Source organism: Okeania sp. SIO2C2 (genome assembly GCF_010692625.1).
Classification (GTDB): Bacteria; Cyanobacteriota; Cyanobacteriia; order Cyanobacteriales; family Microcoleaceae; genus Okeania; species Okeania hirsuta.
This window is the reverse complement of the sequence record NZ_JAAHGM010000059.1, coordinates 1-7737: the sequence shown is the minus strand read 5'-3', so window position 1 is coordinate 7737 and position 7737 is coordinate 1. Positions and strand designations below refer to the sequence as shown.

Genomic DNA, 7737 nt, shown 5'->3' with positions numbered 1-7737 from the left:
GCTCCGCTGTTAGCGTTTGCGGTAGCATTCCGGAACGGAAAGCTTTGCGGTAGCAAACGCCATCCCACCCTTCGGGAAGCTCCGCTAACGACCGCTGTCTTGGTTGATTGGATATGGCGAGGGGACTAGCTCTTGACAGAGCCGCTCCGCTAACGCCATCCCTCAACCGCTTTTTTCCCCTTAAAAGGGGAGGCTTTAAACCAGAATTCTTTAATTATTAATTATTAATTATTCGGTCAAGAAAATTTACCTGTAATACCAATTTGAAAAAAGAATGTGTTCGAATAATAAGTGCGATAAAAATATTTTACAGGAAATGTCCCATTGACAAAAAAGATAATTTACACCCTAAAAAATGGCATTAAAGCCATTCATTATGACTCCTGACTCCTGACTCCTGACTCCTAAGAAATAGCCTAACTATTTGTAGCAAACATTTATCAAATTGGTATAATATCATGTTCGGTTGAATAGTTATGATTAGGGTATAGATGGAAGAGACATCTCAAACCCCTGAGATTGCTTCCTTCCACGGAGTGACCGTCGCAATGACTTTATAGTTAGTGTTTATCCGAACATGATATGACTCCTATCTCCTCGCTCGTTCCCATTTCTCCTGTCTCCTGTCTCCTACCCTCACCCATAAGACTTTTGAGCGCAAACCCTAAGTAGGAGGTACTGTTAACTGTTAACACAGTACCTCCGTAGGAGGCTAACTGATAGCTGAAAATGACCTTACTTTTTGCTTAAATTATTGACCGTAGCAGCTACATCAATACCAGTAGTTTGCTTTAACTCTTCAAAAAAAGCAGCCATTTTTGTCGCATTGCTTCCACCTTGAGCATTAATTACGGTAACATTATCCACGTCAACTTCTGGCACAGTAGATACCATAATCTTCAGCAACTCTTCCAACTTCTGATATAGAAAAACTTCTCGTGCATTTGCACCAGCAGCTTTCCAAGATTCTGCCAACTTCTTAATACCCTCTGCTTGTGCCTTTCCTGGTTCGACAATAGCAGCAGCATCTCCCTTGGCAGTAGCGATCGCTCGTTTACATTCAGCTTCTGCGGGAGCAACTACATCTGCTTGTAACTGTTGTTCAACTTGCTTAATACGTTCTTGTTGCACTGCTACTTCAGCCTGAGTCCGCGCTACCTCTGACCCAATATCAGCCTCCGCTTCGGCCACCACTGCTTGCCGTTTCGTTACCGCATCTTGAATGCGCCTTTCAGCTTCTGCACGAGCTACAGCAATTTTCGTTTCAATCTGTTTGAAAGAAGTATTTTTTTGGTTTTCTGCTTCTCGAATAATTGATTCTGCCTGGGTTTGTGCTTCAGCAATACGAGAATCTCGTAACAATTCAGCTTGTTGTTTTCGACCAATAGAATCAAGATATCCTACATCATCAGCAATATTCTGAATTTGTAGAGTATCCAAAACTAAACCTAATTTTTCTAAGTCGTCTTCTGCTTCCTCCAGCAAGCTTTTGGCAAAAGCAATCTTGTCTTCATTGACTTGTTCTGGTGTCAGAGAAGCTAAAACACCACGCAAATTTCCTTCTAGAGTTTCCTGGGCTAATTTTTCAATTTCCTGGCGAGTTTTGCCTAGCAGGCGCTCGATCGCATTGTGAATCGTAGGTTCTTCACCAGCAATTTTGATATTTGCCACACTCTCGACGGTGAGAGGAATACCACCTTTAGAGTAAGAATTATTAACCTTAAGTTCAATAATCATATTACTCAAGTCCATGCGGAAAGCTTGTTCTAATAGGGGGACGCGAATGCTACTACCTCCCTTGACAAGACGATATCCAACTTTTTTATCGCTGTCTCCAACACGGTGACGACTTCCAGAAAAAATTAGGACTTCACTTGGTTGACAAATATAATAAAGGTTGCGAATGACAAAGACACCTGCACCAGTACCAAGACCGAAAACTGCCAGTAACGCTAATACTATTTCCATGATTTTTTTGACTCCATAATTTTAGTTATTTAAGAAGGAAGAGGAGGAAAAGGAGGACAAGGAGACAAAGGAGAAAAAAGCCTAGATATTATGAGTTTGAATGTTCCTTGTTTCTGCTTCCAAGTCCACTTTCCCCCTTTGTCTACTTTGTCTGACCCACCTTATCTCTTGATTGTCGAAAACATACTCTTGTAAGGTAGGGAGTAGGGCAAAAAAATATACTTGTGTGCTTGATATAGAATCCGGTTATATAGTATATGTTTATATTATATGTTTATAACTATACTTCAAGCCTTCAATATCCCCTACTCCCCCTACTACGGGAGCAAGATGCTCCCACTGCCATGCTTCGTAACAAAAATAATTACAATACACAGCTATTACAATGCACCACCAGGGAAATGTTTTCCACCCTATTCCCTGTTCCCTATTCCCTGTTCCCTGTTCCCTGCTATAACTTCTTTCCCATTCTTATTGCTGAAGTTTCCTGTCACATCAACGCCAAGGGTTTGATTGACATTTTTGAGGAACTGGCGGAAGATTTCAGGATAAGCATTCACCAAACTAGCGATCGACTTGCCATCTCCACTATCGATAACTTTGATATTTTCCAATTTAACTTGTTCGGTTACCTTAGCAGACTCACGCAAAATCATACTAATTTGTTGTAAGTAGAACAATTCCGCAGCATCTTTACCAGTCTCTTGCCAAACCTGGGAAAGCATATCGTTAACTAAAGCTTCAGCTTGAGCATTTTCTGAAAGAGAAGCAGCATTTCCTTTTGCTATGAGTTCTTTTGCTTGCCGTTGTGCTTCTGCTGGCAATACTTCATCCGCTTCTAAACGCAATCTCTCTAACTCAGCGCGGACTGTTTGCAATAATTGTTCTGCTCTTGCCCTTGCTTCTTTAGCTGCTGCTTTGGTTCGTTCTTCTTCCGAACGAGCTTTTTGATCCCATTCTGCTCTGATTTTGCGGAGTTCGTTTTCTTTCTGGACGATAAATGTTTCTGACTGAGTTTTGGCAATTTCTGACTGTCGTTGGCAGTCAGCTTCTATTTGCTCTGCTTCTGCTTTGGCGTTAGACTCAGCTATTTCAGCATCTCGGCGAATCATGGCAATTTGTTTGCGACCAATGGAGTTTAGGTAGTCTACGTCATCGGAAACGCTTTGAATTTTCAGGATGTCGAGTTGTAGACCCAATTTTGCTAAGTCGCGACTCACGTCTTCGGCAATGCGTTCGGCAAATTGAAGACGGTCTTCGTTGAGTTGCTCTGGGGTGAGGGTCGCGACCACACCCCGCAGGTTTCCTTCTAGAGTTTCTCTTGCTACACGGGTAATTTCTGAGCGGTCGCGGTCGAGAAATCTTTCTATGGCATTGCCTACTATTTTGGGGTCATTGGAAACTTTGATATTGGCGATCGCTTGAATATTTAGTGGAGTACCGCCTTTGGAGTAAGCATTCCGCACTTCCACAGGTACTGGCATGGTGCGTAGGTCCATTGTTTTGGTGGTTTCCAGAATTGGAATGGGAATTGCTCTGCCACCGAAGATTACACGATAACCAACTGTTTCCCCTTCTTTTGTCCTCCGTTTTCGACCGGATAAAATTAGAATTTCATTGGGTTTACAAATTTGTATGAATGTGTTGATAAACCAGATTAATACTATCACTCCAAATATAGATAGAGCGATGGGTAAACTTGTAGAAATTTTTCCTGTAAAATTCTGAATTGGCTCCCTTTGTATTACAGGAGGAACTTGTGTTATTTCTAAAGTGGTTGATTCGACTTGATTCGATTCTAAAATTTTACTTTTCATTAGTTAAATTTCCTCAATAATTTTTGTGAAATATAGTATGTTTCATCTAGTAGTATGAAAGTTTTATATAATATCATGTCCATTTAAAGAATGATAAAAACTTTCTTCTCTTCTTCCTTCTTCTTCCCTCCTGACTCCTGACTCCTGACTCCTGACTCCTCCGTCATTATTAATTATTTCTGATTATTCCTGGTGTTGAAAAGATGATTTGGAAATTACCCACACCTGATTATTTTCTGTGCCGATAATAAATACTTGTTCTCCCTTAGTAAATTCTTTAGATTCTTCTGTTGTACGGGCAATTAATTCTATGCTAGAACCTTTAACATTTAAACTAACTTTACCTCTACTATGAGTATCAAATGGAATTTCCACAGTGCAGGGTAGACCTAAAAAATCTTGAGGTCTGACAAGACTATTTATTACTTGGTTTTGTCGAAAAATCGACAACAATAATACTATTAACATCCCACCAAATATTCCTACTCCCACTGAAATATAGGCTAATATTAAAAGTTGATTTTTCATGCCGATTTATTCATATCGTAACTATATTTAAGTTGTGCAGAAAATTTCTTGAAATTGGGGAATTGGAAAATCGCGTTCGAGGATAGCTGAAAAAAATTAAGATTCATCCTCTGATGTTTTATCTAGATAATTTTCTGATACTACCCATACTCTATTATTTTCTATTCCCACGATAAATGCTTTTTCTCCTCTAGTAAATTCCCTAGATTCTTCAGTAAAAGCCATCAATTCTATAACAGAATTTTTCACATTTAATCTAATTTTTCCTCTACTATTTTTATCAAAAGGAATCTCCACAATTCCAGAAAGACCTACGAGGTCGCCACTACGCACCAAGCTATCAGCTTGACGGTTTTTTAAGGTATGTAATACCCATGCCATAATTGTGCCACATAAAATACCAACAATTATAGAAATAATGGCAATTATTGTTGGTGAAAGAGTGGGCGAAATATACGATAATAAAATTCCAGTTAGCCCAAAGAAACAACTGCCAAAAGTCCAAAATTTTAGGCTGAATAATGGTAGCCATAATCTTCGGCGACGTTGATATATTGAAGTATTAACTTGTGTACTTGATTGGTCTGTAATTTCTAAGTCTGGGTCAAAGTCTTGGTCAAAATCTACACCATCTAGACCGGCAAAGGCGGAGAGTGCCACAAATGCTCCACCAATAATTAGACAGAAAACATAAGCTGATTCCATAAGTTGTCCTTGATAATTTTTAACAACCTCTTGGTCTATTTATATTCTGGCAAATTAGTTTCCTATTCAGGCTATTTGTAAAAAAAATTTGTGTTTTACTAGAAAACTACTTTTTATTTCATCAGTAGAATTTTTAATTACTATGAAAACTTTCTTCGTTAGATACAGAAAATTTTGATATAGAGATATTATACCCAAAGTTAGTAGTTTATGAGGGGGCGGATATCTAGATTGCCAATTGTATAATACCAAGTGTGATAAATGTTTTCTACAAATAGTTAGACTTTTTATAGGAGTAAATTCAGTTATCAGTTAACCTCTTCCGGAGGAATTGCGTTTTTTATATGGCGTAGCGAAACAGTTATCACTACCTCCTGCAATAGGAATGCGAGAACTTGAAACATTATTTTTTTGTCAAAATAAATAACTTCTATATAGCAATTCCCATATTGGTAAGGTACAAAATTCGTTTGTTTTAGGGAACAGGGAACAGGGAACAGGGAACAGAGAATAGGGAATAGAATAGAATAGAATCGAAATAAATATAGGTGTACCTCACTAATTTGATAAACGCTATATCATTTATGAGTGTGAGTATCCTTTTTTAATCCAGGAGATATCTGAACGATAATCTTTTCAGTCCCGTTATTATTCTAAATATTCTTTTTTCGCCCTTGGCATAGTACTATAGCGGTTTTCATTAACATAGAATACAGAGATTTTGGCTTAAAGGCAGAAGGCAGAAGGCAGAAGGCAGAAGCTTTGTAGTCTACCTTTGTGAAAACCGCTATAGTTATTAATCATAAATATGGCAGGCAATAGACAAAAGTGGGAAAAATATTTCTTCGTATTCGATTCATTATCACTCTATATCCTAAGCAACTCAAGACAAGATTTGCTATGCAGAAATAAAATTATAGTTTTTCACTTAGAAGGAGCTAGTCTAATTCTAGAAAATACTGATCTAGACTGCTGTTTATCTTAATTTATTATTTCTGATTTTTTGATTCTTTCCTTCTTGATTTTTCTTTCTTCCTTCTTTCTTTTTGATTAATTTATTATTTCTGATTTTTGTCTTCTTTTCTTCCCTCTTCCCTCTTCCTTCTTCCTTCTTCTACAACAATACTGACTGTTGATAATTAGGATTATAATTAGGTAAAACTTCTACACTAGGTTGAGTAACTCGTAAAGTTAATGATAGTCTAATCTTACCGCTAGTATTACATACAGAGCGATGGATAAGTTCATCTGTAAACATCACAAACTGACCTGGTTTGAGAATTACTGGTACTGAATTTTCTGCCAATTTTTTTGTAACTTCAAAGAAATCATTGCCACTAAAAGGGTCTGTCATTTTTACAGATAAATTGCGCTCTTTTTTAGTATTTGCTATAAATTCAAACCCATTAAATTTATTGACTTCAGTCAGAGCAATATAAACATTAATTGTTTTACCTACACCAGAAAGCAATTTTGGATAAGAATCTCTGTGCCACAAGGGGATTAATTGTTTTGCGGGATAATTAACCCAAAGTTCAGAACGCCATAATACTAATTTTTCTCCTAGATATTCTTGCAATTTGGCCAATAATTTTTCATCCTGACATATTTTCCAAATCCCAGGGGAATCAAGATGTCTTTCCATGTGAAATTCTTGTTTCCAAATTTGGACTAATAATAGAAAGGCTGAACCAAATTTCAATTTCCATAAAAATTTTAAAAGGCGTAAAAATAATAATTTTCCTGGAGGTTTTGGTAAGATTTCTGCAAAAATTGTTTTGGTAATTTGACCAATTTCTTGACTGTCTAGTTTGAGGGTGTAAGGACCGGATATTCCAGAAAAGTTATCATAATTAATTGTTTCGTTAGTTTTTGTATTCTGGCATCCACTCCAGAGTAAACTTCTTTCCCAAAGTTGTTTTGCTAGGTGAATATCTGTTGCTATTTTTGGCAAAGTAATTTCCTGATTTTGGGAATCAAAAAATTTACCACTGATATTTTTTAGTTGACTAGACTGGGCACAAAATAATGTACTATTTGCACCCTTTTCTGGAGAAATTCCTAAACCTAAATATTTACTCAGACTATGCCAAATTGTAATATTAGATTGCACAAATCCTGGGTGAACGGCATTAACGGTTACATTTTGTATTTTCTAACTGTCTGGCAAGTTCAGTTGTCAAAAGTAACAAACATAATTTAGAGACAGAATAAAGTTCTAAAAAGTTGAGAGGTGTTTTTTTTACTAATAAATTCCAAGGAATAGTTTTTGGTTTTAATGCCAAATCGGAAGCCACCATAATAATTATACTAAATGCAGAACTCTTGAGTTTTTCTAATAAAAGATATGTCAGTAAAAAATGACCTAGATAGTTTATTCCCCAAATTAATTCAAATCCCTCTTGAGTAGTACCTCTTTGATTAAAAATTCCGGCATTGTTAACTAAAATATGTAGAGGAAGTTGCCTGGCAACGAACAAATCAACAAATTGACGAGCTGAATCTAAAGAAGCTAGATTTAAAGGTAAAAATTCGATGAAAAACCTGTCATCTAAGGTTTACCAGTATGCTTTGCTCAACTTAGGTGAAGCGTTCACTCATGTTCTTTAAAGGATTAGGAAAATACCCAAAGTTTAAGAAGAAAGGTAGGTCTGATTCATTTACAATTGATAATTCTGGAAAACCAATAGAATTAAATGGATGGAATCATAAATTACCT

At 36.9% G+C, this 7737-nt stretch carries 7 protein-coding genes and 1 pseudogene; 1 reads left to right on the top strand and 7 read right to left on the bottom strand.

Features of this window, described 5'->3' with window-relative positions:
* Nucleotides 1-560: 560 nt before the first annotated feature.
* The 7 genes from F6K18_RS29170 to F6K18_RS29140 form a co-directional block, all read right to left on the bottom strand.
* Complete coding sequence (locus F6K18_RS29170; RefSeq protein WP_287526066.1) at nt 561-695, bottom strand: hypothetical protein; 135 nt, start codon at nt 693-695, stop codon at nt 561-563.
* A 40-nt stretch (nt 696-735) separates the two neighbouring features.
* Entirely contained in the window at nt 736-1968 is a 1233-nt protein-coding gene (locus F6K18_RS29165; RefSeq protein WP_287526064.1) for a flotillin family protein, read from the bottom strand.
* A 413-nt stretch (nt 1969-2381) separates the two neighbouring features.
* Nucleotides 2382-3785 (bottom strand): flotillin family protein, encoded by a 1404-nt coding sequence (locus tag F6K18_RS29160; protein ID WP_287526062.1) that lies wholly within the window; start codon nt 3783-3785, stop codon nt 2382-2384.
* Between the two features lie 183 nt (nt 3786-3968).
* Entirely contained in the window at nt 3969-4313 is a 345-nt protein-coding gene (locus F6K18_RS29155) for an NfeD-like protein (protein WP_287526060.1), read from the bottom strand.
* A gap of 96 nt (nt 4314-4409) precedes the next feature.
* Complete coding sequence (locus F6K18_RS29150; protein WP_124143883.1) at nt 4410-5018, bottom strand: NfeD-like protein; 609 nt, start codon at nt 5016-5018, stop codon at nt 4410-4412.
* 1114 nt (nt 5019-6132) lie between these two features.
* Nucleotides 6133-7131: a phytanoyl-CoA dioxygenase family protein gene (locus F6K18_RS29145; protein WP_287526057.1), complete on the bottom strand. Its 999-nt coding sequence runs from the start codon at nt 7129-7131 to the stop codon at nt 6133-6135.
* Nucleotides 7132-7150: 19 nt separating this feature from the next.
* On the bottom strand, nt 7151-7498 hold the full coding sequence (locus F6K18_RS29140; protein ID WP_287526056.1) for an SDR family NAD(P)-dependent oxidoreductase: 348 nt from the start codon (nt 7496-7498) through the stop codon (nt 7151-7153).
* Between the two features lie 55 nt (nt 7499-7553).
* On the opposite strand from F6K18_RS29140, the pseudogene F6K18_RS29135 reads away from it, so the two are divergent.
* A pseudogene (locus tag F6K18_RS29135) lies at nt 7554-7737 on the top strand (RNA-guided endonuclease TnpB family protein); the annotation flags it as partial.